Source organism: Lysinibacillus sphaericus OT4b.31 (genome assembly GCF_000392615.1).
In the GTDB taxonomy this organism is placed as follows: domain Bacteria; phylum Bacillota; class Bacilli; order Bacillales_A; family Planococcaceae; genus Lysinibacillus; species Lysinibacillus sphaericus_B.
The window spans coordinates 3,853,981-3,874,500 of sequence record NZ_KB933398.1; the positions used below are offsets into that span (position 1 = coordinate 3,853,981).

The following is a 20,520-nucleotide window of genomic DNA, read 5'->3' on the forward strand; positions in this document are numbered from 1 at the left end:
TAACGATTACAAAGTCTAAGCTATTATTCTATAAAATAGTATAATCTTCGCTTCTCCTAACCTGTAAGGAACTTTCAATAATTTTATCTAACAGCTTGGTATAGGTGATTCCTGCTGCATGAGCGCTTTTTGGCAGTAGGCTATTTTTCGTCATTCCCGGCAATGTATTGACCTCCATGACATATGGAATTCCATCCTTTATGAGCATATCAATTCGGGCATAAATAGTGCATTTTAAGGCGCTATAGCAGACCATTGCAGCCCTAGCGACCCGTTCATGTATTGCTGCTGGAAGTTCTACAATCTCTTCAATCGTTGTGGCATTTTCATATTTTGCATGATAGTCAAAAAACGCCGCTGTATGTCGAATTGAAAGTATCGGTAACAGCTTTCCATCAACAATAGAACATGTAATTTCTTCGCCTGTTATATACTTTTCTATAATGATTTCACTATCCCATTTGAATACGTCTGCCACTGAAGATAGTAATGAATCTTTATCGTATACTATTTTTACCCCTACACTGGAACCGCCTGAATTCGGTTTTACCACCAACGGATAGCCCATATTATCTAATTCATCCATCTGAAGCTCTTTCATATCCGAAATATGAAGCCAATCTGGTGTTTGAATGCCCTCATAGCGAATAATTTTTTTTGACATATTTTTATCCATACAAATACCGCTTGATAGCATGCCACTTCCGGTATATGGTACATCTAAGGTTTCAAGTACACCTTGAATTGAGCCATCTTCACCAAACTTGCCGTGAAGCGCTATCAAAGCAATATCAATATCTCTCACCTTGTCAATCAGCTCTATTTTGTCATTTAGTTTAATAGCTACAACTTCGTATTTATCCTTATCTAAATGGGTAATCATTTCTTCACCTGTCATGAGAGACACTTGTCTTTCTGAAGAAACACCGCCCATAATAACGCCAACTTTCATTTTTTCAACTCCTCTAATTCATTTTTTAAGGTCGTACCGATTATCTTAATTCCACGGACAATATCCTCTTCATTTAACCGGGAAAATCCCAATCGAAATGTGTTGCTTCCTCCTCTATCGGTGAAAAAAACATCTCCAGGATAAAAAACAACACCTTGTTGATAGCACTTTTTTAAAAGCGTACGTGCATTTATTTCGTCTGCAAGTTCTATAAAGAGATGTAAACCGCCATCTCCTGTCATTCTTTTAAAGGGAATGTATTGAATGCATGCTTGTCGGGCTAGTTCATATTTTTTCTTATATACTGCTTTAGCTTTTTTCAAGTATCTTTCGAAATAGCCATCATGCAAATATTGATAAAGCACGGCCTGATCCAGTGTAGATGTATGAATAGTACGTGCCCTTTTTACACTTTCTAAACAGTGGATTAGTTCTTTATCTGCTAAAATCCAACCAACACGTAAGCCTGGAAAAAGAATTTTGGAAAAGCTGCTAATATAAATAACCTGGTTACCTGGGCCGACCAAAGTCATTAACGGCGCTAAATGTGCGCCTGAATAAAGTAATTCTTCATTAAAACCATCCTCCACAATAGGGATTTGATATGTCGAAAATAGTTTAATGATTTCAGCCCTCTTTTCAGATGAGGTCACAATTCCAGTTGGATTATGATAAGACGGGATGAGATAGGCAAAATCAAAAGCCGCTTTAGATAAACTTTTTTCAACTTTACTGATGTCAATGCCATCATCCTTCATGTCGATTCCGTGAATGTCGAATCCATGTAAGCGAAAAAGCTTTAATGCGGCATAATGCGTTGGATTCTCACATAGAACACGTCCGGATTTTTTAGCTAAGGAAGATAATAAAATATCCAAACCTTCTGTGAAGCCATTCGTAATAAGAATATCCTTATTGGAAATATCTACACCCTTCAATTGCATATAGTGAAGAAGGTAATCGATGAGCGGTTTATAACCTTTTGCATAGCCGTAATTCAACACAATATCCCCTTCAATGGACATTCGAGTCAGAAAAGCCCTTTTAAAATTTTCGACATCAAAAAGCTTTTCTTCTGGGGCAATACTACTGAATGAAATTATGCCTTTTTCCCATAAAACATCTTGCTTCATTAAGTCTAATTCGTCAGCTAATAATGTCACTTCATTGAGCCTCTCTTTCCAATGAAGTTCTATAGATGGCGGTTTGAACTTTTCGACTTTCCTTATAAAATTTCCTTTTCCTTTAATTGCGTAAATTAGACCTTCTTGTTCTAAATCTGCGTAAGCCGTGAGAACAGTATTTCTACTAATCGTTAATAATTTACTAAGTTCACGGGTTGACGGAAGCTTCTGATGCTCCAACAGGTGTCCTTTCCTAATCATCTCTTTTAAATAATCCCTTACTTGCATATAAACCGGACGATCATCCACAAGCTTAAAATCATTAAACACGCCCTGACCTCCTTGCTATCATTTTTACATAACTATATCTATCTCAAAAGGTCCACGCCATATGTATTTTCCTTTAGCGGCGGTTGCCCAAAAGAAACAACACAGTACAGTTTATTCCAAATGTATACTTAAAGCCAAAGCGTGCTGCAAAATTTCTTACTTTCTTCTTACACGTAATTATATTATCATTTCTACATATGGTTAATTTAACCAAAACTATTGTCTATCTGTATAGAAGTCAGACAGAAAAACGAAAAAGGAGCGCTAAAATGAATCAGCAAGAAATTTTGACGATTACGAATTTGACGAAGAGCTATGGTAGCAAGGAAATATTAAAAGGCATCGATTTGCACGTTTCAAGAGGAGAAATTATAGGCTATATCGGTCCAAACGGCGCTGGTAAAAGTACAACTGTTAAAATTATTTTAGGAATTGAAGGCGACTACGGTGGAGAAATTAAGCTTTTCGGAGAGGCTATTCAACAAGATCATATGGCGTACAAACGAAGAATCGGCTATGTACCGGAAATAGCTGATGTATATGACAACCTAACTGGTTATGAATATTTAACTTTCATCGGCCAGCTTTATGGCCAAGAGTTAGAGGTTGCCGCTGAAAAATCAAAATCCTTAATGGAATTGTTTGGAGTTGGAGAAGCCTATCATGCTAGAATATCCTCCTATTCAAAGGGAATGAGACAAAAGCTGTTAATTATCGCTAGCCTTATACATAATCCAGATTTACTATTCTTAGATGAACCAATTAATGGGTTAGACGCAAATAGTGTGATGATATTTAAAGAGATTTTAACGCAATTGGCTGCTCAAGGAAAAACAATATTTTATTCCTCTCATATTATGGATGTCGTCGAAAAAATAAGTAGTCGCATCATCCTGCTGAATGATGGGAAAATTGCAGCTGACGGAACATTTGCCCAGCTACAAGCAGGCAATACTATGGGAACTTTGGAAGGAATCTTCAATCAATTGACAGGTTTCCATAATCATCAAGAAATTGGTGAACAGTTCGTTGCTGTTGTACAAGGGAGAATGCAATGAACGATTTTAAAACCCTACAACTGCTTGATAAATTCCGACTTGTATTTGTGAAAATGGGCATCGATTATGACATCATGAGAATAATCCTCCATATTAAACTAACGATGGATGAACGCAAAGTACCTACATTATTTAACCAAGCTAAAAAAAAGGAAGATCAAAAATATGGCTATATCAAGTCTTTATGGATTTATACTTTATTCGGACTTGTGCTCATTCCGTTTATAGGCTTTGGCCATAATTATCTTTTTCAGATGAGTATTGCTTATGCAATGATTATTTTTTTGATTATGACATCGATGATTTCTGATTTTTCTTCTGTACTTTTGGATGTACGTGATAAAAGCATTCTCTCAACCAAGCCCATTACTGAAAAAACGGTAAATGCGGCTAAGTTTATGCATATATTTATCTACTTGGCGTATTTAACCATTGCCTTAACAACCATTCCACTTTTAGTCGGCTTGTTTAATCAAGGAATTGTATTCTTTATGTTAACTGTGCTCGAACTAGTTTTAATTAATATTTTTATTGTCGTTCTTACTGCCATTTTATATATTGTTATTTTGCGATTCTTTGATGGGGAAAAGCTGAAGGATATCATCAATTATGTACAAATCGGTTTGTCGTTAGTACTGATGATTGGCTATCAAGTCCTCATTAGATCCTTTGAATTTGTCAATTTTGATGTTGTCGTCGCGTTTCATTGGTGGAGTATTTTTCTAATTCCAATGTGGTTTGCCGCTCCCTATGAATTGCTGTTCAATGGTGACACAACTTTATTCACAGTGATATGCAGCGTTTTCTCTGTCGTCATACCTATTGTGTCGATATGGCTTTATGTAAAACTGATTCCAACCTTTGAGCGCAGCCTGCAAAAGCTATTAAGCACAAGCAAATCAAAAAAGAAAAGCAACAATCGCCTAAAGGAGTATTTATTATCGTTCATTTGCCAAACAAATGAGGAAAGAGCATTTTATCGTTTTGCCTCTCTCATGATGAAACAAGAGCGCGAATTTAAACTAAAAGTATATCCATCTTTAGGTTTTGCTTTTGTCATTCCATTTATATTTATATTTAGTGTGCTCAGGACAGAAACTGATGATTATGCCGTTAGTATGAGCTATTTTACTATTTATTTTAGCATGCTACTTATCCCATCAGCTGTGCTCATGCTTGGACATTCAGGAAAGTATAAAGCCGCTTGGATCTACAAAATCTTTCCAATCAAGGACTATACAGACTTAAAAAAAGGTAGCTTAAAAGCATTTTTGATTAAGCTATATATACCTTTGTATCTTGTCCTAAGCATGGTGTTGTGCTTTATTTATGGCACAAGAATTATCCCGGATTTATTGACTGTTTTTGCAGCAAGTTGCTTTTACACTGTGATTTGTTACATCGGCTTTGGAAGCCATATCCCTTTTACAAAGCCTTATGATGAAATCGGCAACGCACAGGGTTGGAAATCTTTTCTATTATTTATTCCGTTAGCTATACTGGCGGGACTACATTATTTCATGGCAACACGTATCTCCTATGGCACAATCATTTATTTGATTGTGCTAGTAATCATTAATTTTGTACTATGGAAAATCGTCTTCAAACGTGTAAAATAACAAGTTATACCCCTACTTATAAATTAGATAAGACGGCTCAAGCCCTTTATTTCAATGGGCTTAAGCCGTTTTTTCATGCGTCATCATATTCATTGGTTTAACATTTATAATAATTTTTAATTATTTTGCAACCTTTTTTGGCCCTTAAACGAGGATAGGATGAAAGGTGGGAAGAGATGGAACTTGAAACAATATATATCACCTATATGAATGATATATATCGCTATTTATATTCACTTACCAAAAATCATACTTTAGCTGAGGATTTGCTTCAGGACACATTTACAAAAGCGCATATTACCCTTCTTGGTCAAGAGATTCAAGATATCAAACCTTGGCTTTTTAAAGTCGCTTACTATACATATATCGACAGTACACGGAAAGAGCTGCGGTATATTACTTCCGACAACGTTGACCAAATTCATTCAACAACACCGGAACAAATCATTGTTGAACAAGATGCTTATCTAAAATTATTAAACCTACTAGAACAAATTAAACCGATAGAAAAACAAATCATCTTGTTATGTGATGTGCATGACTGTACAAATGAACAGGCTGCGAACATTTTACATTTAAATTTGAATACAGTGAAAAGTCATTTAGCGCGAGGACGCAAGAAAATGCGCGCACTAATTACGAAGGAGGAATAGCATTGGATTCTTATAAACAATTATTACAACAGGCAAAGGATAGTGAAAAAAGAGATGCACCTTCTACAAATGTTATAAAAAAAGCCATTGCATCATCTAAGTGGAAACTTATTTTAACTACGTTGACCATTGCCCTTTTAATTGTACCTACTTGTTATATGCTGACATTTTTGTACTATGCTTTTGGTACAAAATCTACCACATTAATGGATGTTACGAGCCAGACTCTTTACGTAACAGAACCAAATACGACGTTAGAAGAACTTGAATTTGATATGGATTTTTCACTCTTTTCGATGGGACTATCATTTGAGCAATTTAAGCAGATAGGTGATGAGGTCTATCCCATTAAACATTATAATACACGCTTTATGTTAAATGATTTAGTTGAAAAAAAGATTACTTCTAAACTGGAAAAAACGTATCCGAAATACCCAACTGAAACAAATCAGTGGCTAGTGCATCCAAAAAATCGAGCAGAATTTAATTCAACTGAGGAGCGACAAGTGCTAAAAGGATTACCAAATGAAACAGTTGTAGAAGCATATATTTCTTTAAACGATTTATATACAGTTGATGAAGTAATCCAGCAAATGCCGAAAGTAGATGTCACATGGGCAGCTATTTATACCGGTGTAGAAGACACCATGCTAAGTGCTAACGGTAATGTTGTATCGCCAATTGGCTATCCTGTACAACCAGATAATACAAATTGGTCACCATTTAAAAATTCTACTTCTCATGAACAAACTTTTTTATCCATCCTAAACTTTTTAGCTGATTATGAGGATACCGCTACTGCTGTTTCCTCACATAAAAATCTGGAACTAACAGAAAGAATAAATTATTTAGAGCAACAAGACATGAAAACTTATGCTGTTGTCATTACAGGCCCTAAAGCTGAAATCGAGCAGTTACAAAATCATACAATGATTAAACATATAAAACTTGGGGAGGTTAAATTATGGAATTGGGTGCATTAAAACAGTCCATTTTTAATGTGTTTGGCTGGGCTAGTGTTGGCTTAGGCTTATGGACACTGATTATGATTAATAGTTGGATTATTATTGGTTATGATGCTCCATTTACTAGTAACTCTTCGACAATCATTATCTTAACATTCATTTTTGGCATCCTTGCTGCCATTCCAAAATCTAGCCGTTCTCTTGGGAAGTGGGGCATCTTTCTTGGCTGCTACCTTGTGTTATTTATGATTGTCATATTTTTGGTTGGCTGGTCTATTACTCCGTTTCCTTAAGAAAGATTCGTAAAAGAGTCCCAGGCCCCCTTTTTCTAGATGAAAAGCCAGTCGATGCAGACTAACTTTTCATCTAGTTTTATTAATCAGCGCTATATATTGCGAATTTCCATATCCTACTGTTGGGAAAAGATCAAATAATCTTTTAAGTAATTCTGATGTTGGCAAATCTTTATTTTTGGAAATATACTTTACTACTGCATTATTTTCGATGAGCATATTTAAATAGATGTCTATTGCTTGATACATTACTGGCAGTAGTTGATTTGATGGTTTTTTATGATTCACCAATACTTCCTTGTAGACAGAAATATAGTGCCCTAATTTAAGTTCCATTTGACTTACTTTAAATTCATCCTCTCGGAAGCTATTTAACACCACCTTGCCTTTATACCCACACTGCTCCAGGTAGCAAAGTATAGTCAGTAAGTTCATTTGACAAAACATGTCTTCACCAAACCATAAAACGATACATTTATACTCTTTATTAAAAAGATTGTCTAATGGATCAATAACTTTTTTGATATAATCTTCTACCGACGCATGATGTCCCAATGCCCGTGTTTTTATAAACTCTTTATCAAAAACTTGTTTAGTAGTGGCGTTTACACACATCGCTTCATTAAATGGCGCGTAATCACAATCCCCCATTAGTTTGTTATCTTTAAATTCTTCGTACATAACTTGTCCATTCAATATGTTCAGTACATACTTGTCAAACAGCTCACTGTGCTCATTTTGTAACTGTTCAACCTCAATTTTTCTAGAAATATTCATTCTACACCATCCCTCTTCTTTATGGAGTGTGAGTTTAACAAATGATTGAACAGGCATTTTGTTCAGTTGAAACTCTCTTGGATTTATACCAAAAATAGTTTTAAAAGCTCTACTATATGCTTGTTGGGAAGAATAATCGTAATCAAAGGCAATGTCCATTATCTTGCAATCATTCGCCAAATCCTCCGTAGACAAATACAACTTTCTAAGCAGAATATAGCGCCGAATACTTATACCTGTTACTTGATGAAATTTAAAAGAACAATAATAAGAGGAATATCCCATATAATTAGATAGTTCATCTAATGAAAATTTATTTTTTAAATTGTCTTCAATCCAATCAATCATCAGCTGTATATGTTCATTCATTTATCTCACTCCTCAAGAAGATTATATGAGGTATTCATTTCTTTGTTTTGATATTTCTTGTGATTGTTAAAACTAGTCCTTCACAAAATTTCTGAAATAATATCTATAACCTCTCATTTCATATTTTATCTTATACTTTTTCCTTGTGATGTAATTTAACTTTGTGATATGAACACAAAAATGTTATGCAACTTAGAGGAACGTGCACTTCAAATCTCCTACTCTCTAGCCACTTCTTAAATTGTATTTCCTCAACAAATGCACTACTTCTTTCTTCATTGCCTTTTGACAAAAGTAACAACCTTTTGATAACATTAAGTTGTTACTTACTAATTTTTAGGTATATTTGGCTCGTTTTATAAAATAGAGAAAGCAATAAGGAGGGAGATTTTATGAGATTCAATAGATTATCAAAGCTAGGTTTAGCATTTGCATTAATGTTACTATTAGCTGCCTGTGGTTCAGATGATACAAGCACAAAAAATAAAAAAGTCAATTTAGCGTATGTAGAATGGGATACAGAAATTGCATCCACTAATGTAGTTGGGCAAGTTCTAGAGGATTTAGGATATGATGTAACACTAACACCACTTGATAATGGCATTATGTGGGAGGCTCTTGCTAATGGTGAGGTTGATGGCATGGTGTCAGCTTGGCTACCACAAACGCATGCTCCACAAGTTGAGAAATACAAAGATAGAATAGTAGACTTAGGTGAAAATCTAACAGGTGCCAAAATCGGCTTAGTCGTACCTAGTTATATGGATGTAGACTCTATCGAAGATTTAACAAATGAAGCGGGTAAAACAATAACAGGCATTGAACCAGGTGCCAATATGACAGCAGCTACGGAGAATGCTTATAAGGACTACCCAAACCTCGAAAGCTGGAATGTTGCTACCTCCTCTGCAGGTGCAATGACAGCCGCTCTTAGTCAAGCGATTGCCAAAAAAGAAGAAATCATCGTTACAGGTTGGTCCCCTCACTGGAAATTCAATGCTTATGATTTAAAATATTTAGATGATCCTAAAGGTATATACGGAGCTGAAGAATATATTGGCACATTTGCACGTAAAGGATTTAAAGAAGAGAATCCGGGAGCATACAGTGTTCTCAATAACTTCCACTGGGCTGCAGAAGATATAGAAAGTGTTATGCATGATATTATGGAAGGCACTGCGCCTAAAGATGCAGCAAAAAAATGGATCAAAAAAAATGAAGATAAAGTCGCAGATTGGACAAAAGATGTAAAATAATAAGTTGTTATACTGTGTATGAACTTCTTCCATGGACATAGCTCAAAATGATAAAAAAACTCGATACAACCATCCAACTTTGATGTGGGCCATGCAAGAGCATGAGACCCAGCAGAGAGCGTTAAGTAGAACGAAGACTAAAGTCGTCACGTCCTGTGACAACGCCTTCGTGACCAACATTCTGTTGCTGTCGCACATAAAACATTTGTTGCTGTCGCTCCGCTTTCGCACATAAAACATTTGTTGCCCTGATGCGGCTCATGCCTTGCCCGCAAAAAGCGAAGCGGATTTTTACCATATCCGAAGGCGGACGCTATTGTTTAAAGGATTTTTAAACAGCCTCTTTATCGCTCCCAATAGTTTAAGTGGAAAGCTGTACAAGCAATCACTAAATCATGTTTGCTCCCCATTAATACTATTTGTAGCTTCCTTGCCATACAATACTTTCTTTGGATTTATAACGATGATTAAGACTGCTACTACTAAATAAAAAATTGCGTTATACAGCATTAAATCGATTAAGTTTCCATTGATGATGCCAGTAAGAAAATTAAAGAATTGATGGATGATGATCGGGATGATTAAATTCCGATTTAAGTTATAAAATGTGGTCATGATGATTGTAGTGGATAGAATTGCAATCATAAAGAATAGCATATATTTGATTAAATCAATGCCCACGTACCCTGTAGTAAACCATATGGGTAGATGCCACATCCCCCACCAAAATCCGATGATGATTGAAGCTTTTAATGGCGAATGTTTCTTTTGGAGCTCCATTAGAGCAAAACCTCTCCATCCTATTTCTTCTCCCATTGGCCCGGACAGAAGATTTTTCAAAAAGAAATAGATCAGCATTCCCCATGAAGATATCTTAAAAATTGAGTCTGCTTCACTGTTATTAGATACGAAAAACGTTACCATCAAAAATATGAAGACTTGAATCATAATTACAGTAAGAATTACAGAAAATTTAAGTTTATTCTTGAATTTATCTTTTACAAATTGTATAAAACTCTGCCCAGGATAGATTTTTTTAAATAACGCTGCAAAAGCAAAGGTTGAGGACCAAGCTGATATACAGCGCATTACATTAAAGACCCATTCAGGAAACCCTAACACCTTTATGGCTCCTACAAGACAAAAAAGTGGCAAAAAAATGATATTGGTTAGCACAATAAAACTTGCTACTGGTTTTTTTAGTTTCTTTTCACTATTCATGTATAATCCCCTCTTCAAACTAGGTATTTCGTAAATACAATATGCTCATAATTACGAATACATTCAGCTTAAACCTAGGGGTTACTCACAGGTCAATACATGTTTGCATTATTTTATAGGTACATACATTTCTAAAAATACACGTTCAAGTCCATCTTCATAAGTGGTGAGTAATAGATTTATATAAGCTAGCCCTAACAGTTCATACCCATTTTCTATTGCTGCTTTTCTTAAACTAGCTTCCACGTTATGGTCAGTATTTTTTCCACCAGTTGACCATCTTCCATCTTCAATAACGGTATACATACATTTTGGATGAGATAAAATTTCACCTTCAATTTCTTGATGAAAGTCTGCTACTTTTCTAACAATGATAAACTTGTCTTCTAGAATACCTTCGTCATTGAATCTTATGACTCTTCTTAAAGAAGTTAGAGTAACTGCTTTTTTCAAGCTGTCCGTGTTCTCTTTAAGAGTTTCATATTCATCATACGCAGTGAAATGCTCTATTTCTCCTTTTATTTCTAAAGGCTTCATTTCTTTTACTGTGTATTCTCCTAAGAATTGTTTAATTTTTTCGCAATCTTCTTTTACGATCTGAAGCTTTTTTAAAAGAAGCTTTTTATATTCTATTTCTTCTAAAACCTCTTGTTCTTTCTCTTCTAATATTGATTTAATTCCCTCTATACTCTTGCTTTTTCTTAATTCCTGGATTTTTTTTATTTCAATATCCATTTCTCTATAGAAATTTACTGTGGTTATATCATATATATCAAAACGATTATATTTTCTATACCCATTCTCAATGTTTTGCTTTGGTTTTACTAATTCTTTTTCTTCATAAAATTTTAAAGTATCTCTAGATACACCTAAAAATTTAGCTACTTGTCCAATTGTGTACATACTATTCTCCTTTATCATTACTGCATAAATGTTCATGATTTAGTACGTCGAAAAATAATCCCCGAAATCTTTTGCGTTCTTAGATAAATTTTATGCCCTTGATTCCCTAAAATCAGTAAAAAACTATTTTAAAAAGAAACCACATTCATTACTACACTACTCCTATCTATATATTCTATCTTTTAAATTTAAAACCTATGAAAATAATTGTCATAAAAATAAATTTTTTTGTTGTTATTGTACAACATATATAATACAATCCTAATTGAAAATGAAAATCATTATTAATTAAAAGGAGTAGAAAAAATGAATAAAAAATATTTACTTTTATTCTTCACAATATTTGCATCGCTATTTGTATTAGCAGCATGTGGAGATAAAGCATCAGATAACACAGAAAAAAAGGTAGCTGAGAAAGAAACCGAAGAACAGTCGACAAAACGTGAAATTACACATGCTCTTGGTACTACAACAATTGAAGGAACACCACAGCGCGTTGTGACACTTTATCAAGGTGCAACAGATACAATTTTAGAATTCGATGTTACACCTGTTGGAGTAGTAGAATCTTGGGCTCAAGCACCCATGTATGATTATATAAAAGAAGATTTAAAGGATGTTAAGTTTGTTGGTCAAGAAACTCAGCCAAATTTAGAGGAAATTGCCGCGTTAAAGCCAGATCTAATTATTGCAACGCAAGTCCGTCATGAAGAAATTTATGAGCAATTATCACAAATTGCACCAACTATTGTAAATACTACTCTTTATGATTTCAAAGAGACAGCTACAATAATTGGTCAAGCTTTGGATAAAGAAGAACAAGCAAAAACATTGATTGGAGATTGGGAGGCACGCGTAGCAGACTTTAAAAATAAAGTAGCTTCTACTGACAACTGGCCACTTAGTGCAGCAGTATTAAACTATCGTGAAGACCATGCTCGTATTTATGTGAAAGGCTTTGCTGGTTCTATTTTAACGGAATTAGGCTTTGAAGGACCGAAGGATTTACAAGGTAAGGATTTAGAAATTGTAAAATTAACAGATAAAGAAGGTATTCCACAAATGAACGCTGATATTACCTTCCAATTCATGGAAGATAATGCAGCTGTGAAAAAGACATATGAAGATTGGACTGCGCATCCTTTATACAAAAACTTAGATGCAGCTAAAAATAACCAAGTATATACAGTAGATGAAATAATTTGGAATTTAGCTGGCGGATTACAAGCAGCTCACCTAATGTTAGATGAAATTTACGATCATTTTGAACTTGAAAAATAGTACGAAACAAAGGGAACGCAATTAGCTTCCCTTTTTTCTGTGAAAGAAGAGGATTCATCATGTTACAGGCAACTCTCTCAAGAACACTAGGTTTAATAGTACTTTTAGGGATAGTAATAGCTTTATTTTTCTCTAGTTTAGCATTTGGACAAACGACTATCCCATTCTCTACAACATGGGAAGCAATTACAAATTATAACCCTGCCGATACAAATCACATCATTATTGGCACATCGCGATTAACAAGGGCTATTATTGCTTTAGTAATTGGTATGAATCTAGCAATTGCAGGTATATTTGTTCAAACGTTAACACGTAATCCATTAGCAGCTCCGGACTTAATTGGAATCAATTCAGGGGCTATTTTTTTCATCGTGCTTGGTATTACTTGGCTTAATGTCCAGTCGTTAACGCATTATATGTGGTTTGCATTTTTAGGGGCTACCATTGCCGGTGTAACCGTATTTTTTTTAAGCAGTATAGGCCGAGACGGTATGACACCTATAAAAGTAATCTTAGCAGGTACTGCTTTATCTGCCTTATTTATATCTTTAACACAAGGTTTACTTGTGATAAATGAGCAATCCATTCAAACAGTTCTATTTTGGATTGCAGGCTCCGTTGCTGGAAGAGATTTAGATATGTTATTACCAGTATTACCTTATATTCTTATAGCTTTAGTTATTAGTTTATTTATTGGAAAAGCAATGAACATTTTTAGTACTGGTGATGATGTTGCGAAAAGTCTTGGGCAAAATGTAGGTGTACTTAAAGTGGTGATGGGCATCCTTATTATTATTCTAGCAGGTGGCTCTGTTGCAATTGTTGGGTCTGTAGGATTTATCGGACTCATTGTACCTCATATGGCAAAAGGCCTTGTTGGTTTGGATTATCGTTGGATGATACCCTATGGAGCACTTTTAGGAGCAGCTCTACTTTTAGCAGCAGATATAGTGGCACGATTTATCATTGCTCCCCAAGAAGTACCAATCGGTGTAATGACAGCATTAATTGGTGGTCCATTCTTCATTTATCTGGCTAGAAAAGGGGTGTCTAAACAATGAAACATTGGACGTTTCGGTTATCTAATGAAAAAGTATCTTTTGAATTGTCACTAAGATGGTTGCTCATTTTCATAGTCGGCTTATTGGTTGTCGGAACCCTATTTATTTTAAGCCTTTCAATAGGAAGTAACTGGATTCCCATTGTGGAAGTATTTTTAGAATTGACAGGATACGTTGACCAACATAGCTATGTCGTAGAGACGCTGCGATTACCGCGAGTATTATTAGCGATGTTAGTAGGTGCTTCATTAGGTATAGCGGGTCTTATTTTGCAAAGTCTAGTACGTAACCCATTAGCCTCACCTGATATTATTGGAATCACTAGTGGTGCTTCATTAGGTGCTGTATTATTTATAATTTTTGGTTCCGGTATAATCAGTATGACGCTCTTACCGTTCGCTGCGATTATCGGAGGTCTTTGTGCAGCCATACTCATTTACATCATTGCTTGGAATAATGGCGTTACACCTGTTCGACTTGTATTAATTGGTATTGGTATATCTGCTATTTTAAAAGCAAGTGTTACCTTCTTTCTTGTCTTAAGTGAAACAGCTACTACAACAAAGGCATACATATGGCTAACTGGTAGTTTATATGGGGCAAATATGAGTGATGTATTGGCGATGAGTCTATGGCTTCTAATACCTCTACCCATCCTATTAATCTGGGGAAGAAGTTTAAATGTAACAGAGTTAGGCGATGATACCTCTATTAGTATGGGGATCAATATTCAAAGGCAACGCTTTTTATTTTTAATGTGTAGTGTCGTTTTTGCAGGGACAGCAGCAGCATTTGCAGGTGGTATTGAATTTGTTGGACTCATGGCACCTCATATTGCAAGGAGATTAGTTGGCAAATCCTTTATAGGACTCGTTCCTATCACAGCTCTCATTGGGGCATTTATTGTTATGTTAGCAGATTTGGTGGCACGATCTTTGTTCTTACCACTTGATATTCCAGCAGGTGTATTTACAGCCGCAATAGGAGCTCCTTTCTTTATATATTTATTATTTCAAAATCGGCATCGATAGGAGGATGAAACATGCTCGGATTACAAACGAAAAATTTATCAATACAGTACGGTGACTATCAAGTGATTCAAGATTTAAGCTTTCAGATTCCGGCAGGTAAAATTACTGTTCTTGTCGGTGCAAATGGCAGTGGAAAATCAACACTTTTACGTTCACTTGCACGTTTATTGAAACCACAAACAGGTGATATATTAATAGATGAACAAGAGTTACAGACTTTATCTTCCAAAGAAATAGCAAAACAATTAGCGATATTACCTCAAGGCCCATTAACACCTGAAGGTATTACAGTACATCAATTAGTTAAACAAGGGCGTTATCCTCATCAACGTTGGTTTCAACAGTGGTCAGAAAAGGATGAAGATATTGTAGAAAAAGCAATAGTCGCTACACAACTCCATCTTCACAAGGACCGCGCAGTAGATTCATTATCAGGGGGACAACGCCAGCGTGCATGGATTGCCATGACATTAGCACAAGAAACACCCATTATGTTATTAGATGAACCAACTACTTATTTGGACATGACTCACCAAATTGAAGTATTAGATTTTTTATTTGAATTAAATCGCTCTGACCAACGAACAATCGTTATGGTTCTACATGATTTAAATCTCGCTTGTCGCTATGCAGACCATTTAGTTGCAATTCATGACCAAACAGTGGCTGTACAAGGTCCTCCAGAGGATATTGTAACCGTAGAAATGGTTCAAGAAGTATTTGGTATGGAAGTAGCTGTATCGGAGGATCCTTTTTTTGGAACCCCATTATGTATCCCTAAAGGTAAAGGGAGGTATGTAAAGTGAATTTAGAGCCTTATGGCGTTGAAAAGCAACCCTCACCTCAAGGTATTCCTTTACATGACTTATTGAATAAAGATACTTTATTACCAATCATTAAACAGTATGCAAATCATTTAGATACTTCTTCCTTAGCTATAGCTGGTTCTTTATTTATTAAACGTTATGCAGTTTTAGTAGCAGCTTCGAATCTGGATTATTATGGACTGCAAAAGGAGAGAGTTGATTGGTGGTCTACAGCTCGATTGGATGTAATGTCATTTACATTGCAAATTGAAGAAAATCCCACAAGCCTTTTTGAAGACTGTTGGAAAACACGCATTTTTGCCGGCCATTTAACGCCAATGATTAATGTAATCACGAAAGAATGTAAAATTTCCTCAAAGATCTTATGGGAAAACATCGCTGTAAGGTTGCATGCAACTCTTCGCAAAAATGAAAAATCATTTGCTTTAAATGAATTAAATGAAAATTTTAATGGACTTACTTGTAGTGAAACGAATTGGTTAGGTATTGAACAAAATCCTTTTCAAACTTTTCTTCAGCGCAAAGAGAAATGGAGTGAAGTACCCGTTCGAAAAACATGCTGCCGATACTATCAAGTAAATAAAAAAGAAGAAATTCCATATTGCGGGAATTGTCCATTAAGGTAATAGTATAAAGATTAACATTAAACACTTATTGATAAAAGAAGGGCTTAGGGATCACTCCTAAGCTCTTCTTTTAAAATAGACGTAATTATTTGAACCCGTTGATTTTCCACTACGGCGGATGCTTTTCACGGGCCTGGATTCAGTCTCGTCGCTACGCTCCTGCGGGGCATTTCCGCTCATGCATTCTTTGCAGAAGTCGCCGCCTGCGCTCCAATCAACTAGTGTACGTCTATAAATGATTGGGTGATGGATAGGGACGAACAATAGTAATAATGAATGACATTCATTAGACATGCTGACAATTGATCAAATATTGCTTGAAGACCATAAGCCTTTACCTGTAATCCGTTTTCAAATTTAGCTGCCTATATGAAAAGTTTAGACCTTTAGCGAGCCACGGAAGCCCCTTGCAGCATAGTAGGATTCTGCTCCATTGTGGTACATAAAGACATTGTCGTAGCGGCAATCACAAAAGATGGCCCCGCCGAGTTTTCTAATATTTGGAGGTGTTTGCACCCAGCTCGACGTTTTCATATCGAAATTTTCAAAGTTCTGCAGCTCCCGGTATTGTTCTTCCGTTAAAAGTTCAATGCCCATGGCAGTTGCCATATCAATAGCGTTATTTTCTGGTTTGTGTTTTTTCCTTGACTCCAGTGCTTCACGGTCGTAACAAACACTTCTGCGACCTTTAGGACTTTCTACTGAACAATCATAAAAAATATATTCGCCCGTCTTTTTATCATGGCCAACAACATCTGGTTCACCTCCAGTTTCTTCCATTTTATTGAGCGACCACAGTTTTTCAGTATTAGCTTCGAGCTTAGCTTGTACTTCAGCCCATTCAAGACCTTTATGGCGGTGCATGTTTTTCTCAAAACGGGCTTTCAAAGTTCTGAGTAGTTCCTCACGTTGTTCTAGTGACAACGCCTTATTGCTCATTGTCATATTCGTTTCCCCCTTTATCTTATTAGCTATAGCAATCCTTGGCTTTCTCCACTGAAGGATTTATGGTAGGTAGGTTGATTGATTGATATATAAAGTCTTGAATTCCTTAGGAATTCAAGACTTTCTGCACCTTTTTCACTTCCTGTATTTCTAATATTCCCCACTTAGTTTAACTATTCACTTAGTATTATAATCCGTCATCTTTATACTTTAAACATATTCGTTTTTTCTTGTAAGTCTTCCGCCATTTTAGAAAGTGCCGAAGTAGATGCAGTAATTTCCTGCATAGAGGCTAATTGTTCTTCAGTAGCCGCTGAAATATTTTGTGTCCCTTCGGCGGAGCTTTGGGCAATTTCATTAATTTGCTCCATGGATTTGGACATTTGATCAGCTCCTGCAACCATCTGTTGTACAGAAGTAGATACTTCACGAATTTGAACAGAGACCTCGTTAATAGCATGTTGAATTTTTTCAAATGATTCACCTGCGATGTTCACATTGTTAATACCTGTTTTCACTTCATTTGTAGTGAACTGCATGGAATCTACCGCTTTATTCGTTTCCGCTTGAATTCTTGTTATTAGATTAGAGATCCTCTGTGCTGACGCAGATGATTCTTCGGCCAATTTTCGAACTTCTTCCGAAACGACTGCAAAGCCTTTCCCGTGTTCGCCTGCTCTTGCCGCTTCAATTGCTGCATTTAACGCCAATAGGTTGGTTTGTGCAGCAATACTTGTAATGACTTCAACGATATGTCCAATCTCAGTCGAACGCTCACCTAATCCACTAATAACATCACTTAGACTACCAATAGATGTTTGAATCGAGTTCATTTGTAGAACTGCAGTTTGAATAATATCATTTCCATCTATAGAAAGTTGGTTTGCTTGTGTAGTAGCCTCAGACACGTTAGTAGAATTTCTAGCTATTGTTTGGACATTTTGTACCATATGATTCACAACATCCGAAGTTTCTATAATCGTACTAACCTGGTCGTCTGAGCCGCTTGCTACCTCTAACGTAACAGACGCAATATGTTCACTTGCCTCACTCGTTTGTTCCGCACTTGCCGAAAGCTCAACCGAAAATGCTGCCATCTGTTCGGACGATTGTTTCACCTGTCCAATTAAATCACGTAATTGAGCAATCATGTGGCTAAAAGTGGACGTTAAGACCCCTATTTCATCCTTAGAATCATAGTCTACGCTAAAATTTAATTCCCCAGCTTCTGCTCGTTGAACTGCATATTTTAATTTTTCAATTGGAGAAATTAGATATTTTCGTACACCGATAAAACCGATTGCCACAAACAAAATTCCTAATACAATTGATATAATTAGAGAATTTGTAATCCCTTCACTTGCCTCGGCCTTACTTTCCATATTCAAAGTACTTGCATTTTTTTTATTCAATTCTGTCAGCTCTAAACCTTTTGACATAATTTCGTCAAGCACAGGCTCGGCACTTGAATTAAAGAGGTTTATTGCTTCCTCATTCTTATTAGCAAGACTTAACTGAAAGACTTGCTCCATGCTTTCTTTAAAACTTGGATATAGCTGAATCAATTCACTTATTATTTTATCCTCATCCGATTGCATTTTGGCTGCTTCAAGTATTTTAAGATTCTTTTCATTATCTTTAAACGCATCAGTTACTTCATTTTTAATTTGAGTAATAGTTGTTTCATCTATAAAAAGTAAAGAACGATACATATCTGAAACAATAATCCGATTATTAAGTCTATAATCTGACAAAACAATACTTGGTTCTAGACGATTTTTAAAAATATTCTCTGTATTATTCTCCAATTTTTTCATAGTGGTATATCCACTTACTTGGATAAGAGCAATCGTTAAAATTGCTATAGACATTAATAGGACTAACTTTTTAAATATGGATAGATTACGAAGCAAGGTTAATACTCTCCTTTTCAAATTCAATTATTTGTGCACTTTTAATGAAAGACAATGATTTCTACTTTATCAAAGGTGCGAGCATACATGCTTATTTACTTCTTAACAACAACCCCCTTCACAATAACACGCTATTTTTCACACTATTCACAACATTCTACGACATATTTCGATAATTTTGAACAATATTTCGACAAAATAATATAATTAAGTACAACAATCTAATTAACTGAGTGCTTATGACTGTAGAGAAACTGAAAAAAATATCGGTTATACTTTAATCTTTTTCTTTTAAAATTAATTTAGATAAGCCGTTGATTTCAATTTCCACTCCGGTTGAGTGCCTGTAGCACCTGACATTTTCCTAAGTCCGCAAGATATCAAAACCTCCGTCATGCTTCATGTACAATAAAAGGAATCGAACCCTTCATGCCATATATAAACAAAAACGAAGTCTTCAATTAGACTCCGTTTTTTCAACGTATCACGAATGACAAAAATTATTTATAATACATTTTTTACAGTATTTAATTTTACAATGACTTCAACAGATGAATGTGCAGGAACTTGAATATTTTGCGGACTAACGATATAAGTATACAATTCACTATTTTCATGACTAGATGTATTAGAAAAATCGTATTCTGTTGACAATTCTATTATTCCCGTTTCTCCTACAAAAGGTATACTAAATTCAGCAGTGGCCTTTGTTCCAAATTTAAAGCCATGTGTAGTCGAACTAGTAACAGTATGCGCAAGGGTTTTAGTAAAGCTTTGCGTCGTTAAAACTTGTTCAGTAGCCGTGTTATTTGTTAAATTTTCTATTCCTACATATACATTTTCTGAACTAGTAATTACAGATTAGCCATCAGCTTTGAACCGAAAATTGATTGAATAATTCAGGGTCTTTTTCCTCTCGAAACTTACCCCTTGTACCTTGTCAGGATAATAATTATCCTGATTTTTCACAAAATGATTTACTAAGTGTTCAATTGGCACCTTTGCATCTTCAATTTCATTATTTGCAAGGATTTTTTCGCCAGTGTTTTGTACGACGCTTACAGGATTTGGTGATGTTATCGCAAACGAAGTACCTATAGAAGCAATAGCTACCACTGCTAGAACATTTTTGTTTTTTCTTAATATTCCACCTTTTTACTAAAATAGCATATGACACAACCTGACACAAATCTCTAGAAAGCTTATCCAAAGTAATATATTTTAGGTTAATTTACTGTAAATAACACTTCTTTTTTTCTTTAAACACATCCAAATCACAATTAAGTACTATAATAATAACCATTATAATAAAA

General features: G+C 35.4%; 20 protein-coding genes and 1 pseudogene. 12 read left to right on the top strand and 9 right to left on the bottom strand.

The features are described from left to right. Positions 1 to 28: 28 nt before the first annotated feature. Together H131_RS17810 and pdxR are read right to left on the bottom strand one after the other, a co-directional pair. On the bottom strand, positions 29 to 952 hold the full coding sequence (locus H131_RS17810; RefSeq protein WP_010860528.1) for a D-alanine--D-alanine ligase: 924 nt from the start codon (positions 950 to 952) through the stop codon (positions 29 to 31). Beyond that, positions 949 to 2,406, bottom strand: a complete 1,458-nt coding sequence (pdxR, locus tag H131_RS17815; RefSeq protein ID WP_010860529.1) for a MocR-like pyridoxine biosynthesis transcription factor PdxR — start codon at positions 2,404 to 2,406, stop codon at positions 949 to 951. Before pdxR ends, H131_RS17810 begins: the two co-directional genes overlap by 4 nt. Before the next feature lie 269 nt (positions 2,407 to 2,675). Between pdxR and H131_RS17820 the strand changes: the two genes are divergently transcribed. From H131_RS17820 to H131_RS17840, 5 genes are all read left to right on the top strand, one after another. After that, the gene (locus H131_RS17820; RefSeq protein ID WP_010860530.1) at positions 2,676 to 3,464 is read left to right on the top strand and encodes an ABC transporter ATP-binding protein; all 789 of its coding nucleotides are present in this window, start codon (positions 2,676 to 2,678) and stop codon (positions 3,462 to 3,464) included. Further along, positions 3,461 to 5,083, top strand: coding sequence for a hypothetical protein (locus H131_RS17825; RefSeq protein WP_010860531.1), 1,623 nt, complete (start codon positions 3,461 to 3,463; stop codon positions 5,081 to 5,083). The genes H131_RS17820 and H131_RS17825 overlap by 4 nt, the downstream gene beginning before the upstream one ends. A 176-nt stretch (positions 5,084 to 5,259) precedes the next feature. Beyond that, positions 5,260 to 5,736: a sigma-70 family RNA polymerase sigma factor gene (locus H131_RS17830; RefSeq protein ID WP_010860532.1), complete on the top strand. Its 477-nt coding sequence runs from the start codon at positions 5,260 to 5,262 to the stop codon at positions 5,734 to 5,736. Between the two features lie 2 nt (positions 5,737 to 5,738). Beyond that, positions 5,739 to 6,719 carry an anti-sigma factor gene (locus H131_RS17835; RefSeq protein WP_010860533.1) on the top strand — a complete coding sequence of 327 codons (981 nt, stop codon included), beginning with the start codon at positions 5,739 to 5,741 and terminating at the stop codon, positions 6,717 to 6,719. Further along, complete coding sequence (locus tag H131_RS17840; RefSeq protein ID WP_010860534.1) at positions 6,701 to 6,994, top strand: hypothetical protein; 294 nt, start codon at positions 6,701 to 6,703, stop codon at positions 6,992 to 6,994. The genes H131_RS17835 and H131_RS17840 overlap by 19 nt, the downstream gene beginning before the upstream one ends. A 69-nt stretch (positions 6,995 to 7,063) precedes the next feature. Here H131_RS17840 and H131_RS17845 read toward each other — a convergent pair whose 3' ends face one another. Further along, positions 7,064 to 8,140 carry a helix-turn-helix domain-containing protein gene (locus tag H131_RS17845; protein WP_010860535.1) on the bottom strand — a complete coding sequence of 359 codons (1,077 nt, stop codon included), beginning with the start codon at positions 8,138 to 8,140 and terminating at the stop codon, positions 7,064 to 7,066. Between the two features lie 392 nt (positions 8,141 to 8,532). On the opposite strand from H131_RS17845, the gene H131_RS17850 reads away from it, so the two are divergent. Continuing rightward, on the top strand, positions 8,533 to 9,396 hold the full coding sequence (locus H131_RS17850) for a glycine betaine ABC transporter substrate-binding protein (RefSeq protein WP_010860536.1): 864 nt from the start codon (positions 8,533 to 8,535) through the stop codon (positions 9,394 to 9,396). A 121-nt stretch (positions 9,397 to 9,517) separates the two neighbouring features. Here H131_RS17850 and H131_RS24630 read toward each other — a convergent pair whose 3' ends face one another. From H131_RS24630 to H131_RS17860, 3 genes are all read right to left on the bottom strand, one after another. Then, positions 9,518 to 9,658 (bottom strand): hypothetical protein, encoded by a 141-nt coding sequence (locus tag H131_RS24630; protein ID WP_155242472.1) that lies wholly within the window; start codon positions 9,656 to 9,658, stop codon positions 9,518 to 9,520. Positions 9,659 to 9,789: 131 nt separating this feature from the next. Further along, complete coding sequence (locus H131_RS17855) at positions 9,790 to 10,617, bottom strand: CPBP family intramembrane glutamic endopeptidase (protein WP_010860537.1); 828 nt, start codon at positions 10,615 to 10,617, stop codon at positions 9,790 to 9,792. Positions 10,618 to 10,725: 108 nt separating this feature from the next. Further along, positions 10,726 to 11,520: a MerR family transcriptional regulator gene (locus H131_RS17860; RefSeq protein WP_010860538.1), complete on the bottom strand. Its 795-nt coding sequence runs from the start codon at positions 11,518 to 11,520 to the stop codon at positions 10,726 to 10,728. A gap of 306 nt (positions 11,521 to 11,826) precedes the next feature. On the opposite strand from H131_RS17860, the gene H131_RS17865 reads away from it, so the two are divergent. From H131_RS17865 to H131_RS17885, 5 genes are read left to right on the top strand one after another with little or no spacing between them, the layout of a single operon-like run. Beyond that, positions 11,827 to 12,801 carry an ABC transporter substrate-binding protein gene (locus H131_RS17865; protein ID WP_010860539.1) on the top strand — a complete coding sequence of 325 codons (975 nt, stop codon included), beginning with the start codon at positions 11,827 to 11,829 and terminating at the stop codon, positions 12,799 to 12,801. A gap of 59 nt (positions 12,802 to 12,860) precedes the next feature. Further along, entirely contained in the window at positions 12,861 to 13,865 is a 1,005-nt protein-coding gene (locus H131_RS17870) for a FecCD family ABC transporter permease (protein ID WP_010860540.1), read from the top strand. Next, positions 13,862 to 14,896, top strand: coding sequence for a FecCD family ABC transporter permease (locus H131_RS17875; RefSeq protein WP_010860541.1), 1,035 nt, complete (start codon positions 13,862 to 13,864; stop codon positions 14,894 to 14,896). Before H131_RS17870 ends, H131_RS17875 begins: the two co-directional genes overlap by 4 nt. Positions 14,897 to 14,907: 11 nt before the next feature. Beyond that, the gene (locus tag H131_RS17880; RefSeq protein WP_010860542.1) at positions 14,908 to 15,702 is read left to right on the top strand and encodes an ABC transporter ATP-binding protein; all 795 of its coding nucleotides are present in this window, start codon (positions 14,908 to 14,910) and stop codon (positions 15,700 to 15,702) included. Beyond that, positions 15,699 to 16,349: an IucA/IucC family C-terminal-domain containing protein gene (locus H131_RS17885; protein ID WP_010860543.1), complete on the top strand. Its 651-nt coding sequence runs from the start codon at positions 15,699 to 15,701 to the stop codon at positions 16,347 to 16,349. The genes H131_RS17880 and H131_RS17885 overlap by 4 nt, the downstream gene beginning before the upstream one ends. A gap of 378 nt (positions 16,350 to 16,727) precedes the next feature. Here the strand turns inward: H131_RS17885 and H131_RS17890 are convergent, their stop codons facing one another. Together H131_RS17890 and H131_RS17895 are read right to left on the bottom strand one after the other, a co-directional pair. Continuing rightward, positions 16,728 to 17,294, bottom strand: a complete 567-nt coding sequence (locus H131_RS17890; protein WP_010860544.1) for a DUF4256 domain-containing protein — start codon at positions 17,292 to 17,294, stop codon at positions 16,728 to 16,730. A gap of 203 nt (positions 17,295 to 17,497) precedes the next feature. Then, on the bottom strand, positions 17,498 to 19,207 hold the full coding sequence (locus tag H131_RS17895; protein WP_010860545.1) for a methyl-accepting chemotaxis protein: 1,710 nt from the start codon (positions 19,205 to 19,207) through the stop codon (positions 17,498 to 17,500). Positions 19,208 to 19,567: 360 nt separating this feature from the next. Here H131_RS17895 and H131_RS25535 point away from each other — a divergent pair. Continuing rightward, a pseudogene (locus H131_RS25535) lies at positions 19,568 to 19,701 on the top strand (IS6 family transposase); the annotation flags it as partial. A 10-nt stretch (positions 19,702 to 19,711) separates the two neighbouring features. Here H131_RS25535 and H131_RS26170 read toward each other — a convergent pair. Continuing rightward, a complete protein-coding gene (locus tag H131_RS26170; protein WP_080647694.1) occupies positions 19,712 to 20,062 on the bottom strand; it encodes an ETX/MTX2 family pore-forming toxin in 351 nt (116 codons plus the stop codon). Between the last annotated feature and the right edge of the window lie 458 nt (positions 20,063 to 20,520).